Origin of the sequence: Phocaeicola coprocola DSM 17136 (genome assembly GCF_000154845.1) — a bacterium.
GTDB classification, from domain to species: Bacteria; Bacteroidota; Bacteroidia; order Bacteroidales; family Bacteroidaceae; genus Phocaeicola; species Phocaeicola coprocola.
Map to the genome: position 1 here is coordinate 98951 of NZ_DS981432.1, position 1015 is coordinate 99965.

Annotated in this window: 2 protein-coding genes; both read right to left on the reverse strand. The window is 34.0% G+C overall.

The genetic code is table 11. The features are described 5' to 3' along the window. Positions 1-36: 36 nt before the first annotated feature. On the reverse strand, positions 37-489 hold the full coding sequence (locus tag BACCOP_RS01430; RefSeq protein ID WP_007565234.1) for a lipocalin family protein: 453 nt from the start codon (positions 487-489) through the stop codon (positions 37-39). A 223-nt stretch (positions 490-712) separates the two neighbouring features. Then, the coding region (locus tag BACCOP_RS01435; RefSeq protein WP_007565238.1) for a lipid-binding protein at positions 713-1015 on the reverse strand (303 nt) is incomplete at its 5' end.

Here is a 1015-nt window from a genome sequence, read left to right on the forward strand (position 1 = left end):
TAGCATCCTCTCTCGTGTGTTTTATTGAAAGCAGGATTATTCTGCCATGCGTGTATATGTATATTTATCATAGAAACTACCGTATTCGTCTGCTCCAGTTGTTTCGATAACAAGTCTGTCTGAAGAAGCTTCAAGTATTTTTGCGGTAGATACATCGACTCCCTCCATGCTTTCCGGAATCATATTGTTTCCTTCCAGGTAGAAGTTTTCACTATCGTATCGACGCCAAGTACCACTATAGTATTCATAGTGAGTTACAGTGTATTTATTACCGTCTGTTTTTTCTATAGTAATTTTTTCGCAGTCATCTGTAGGTTCAAAAGGATTGAAGTTTTCATTATAAGAAATTTTTTCACCTTCATAATAGTAATATCCGTTAACGGCAGTCATACCCCATACTCCTTCTAACTGATTTACTTCGATAGCTTCATCGTCTTTAGAACATGATGAAAAACAAAAAATACTGATCAGGAGTGTTGCTAAAAACAAAATCTTTTTTATTGGATTAATTTTATTAAATTTTTGATTTTTTAAAAGTATATAAAGCTACGAGGATATACAATACAGTTTTTATGGTTCTATGACTATATTGATTTTTATTGTATATATGAGGTGTAAATTTAGGATTATCAGGGTATCCTTTTATAAAAAAAACTCCTGCCATTTTGAAAAACAGCAGGAGTAATTTCATTAATTATATTTACAAAATAAATTAAAAATCATCAGCAGGGAAACCTGTGCGGCGGAATCCTGAAACTTTATAAGTCAGTCCGTCTGGGTCATCATCAAACTGTATCATGTACACAATACTGTCGGCAGGCATTCCACTAGGAGTAAGGGCTGCTCCTTCGAGTATTTTTCCATCAGTTATCTTCACTTTGCAATCGTATGAAGTATTGTCAATGAAGTCGTTGGTTGTAAATGTTCTGTTATTATAGTCTACATTTACTTTAACTTTATAATCCCGGTCTTTTGCTCCGTCTTCTAGCCACATTTCAGTAGATACATGGCAGCT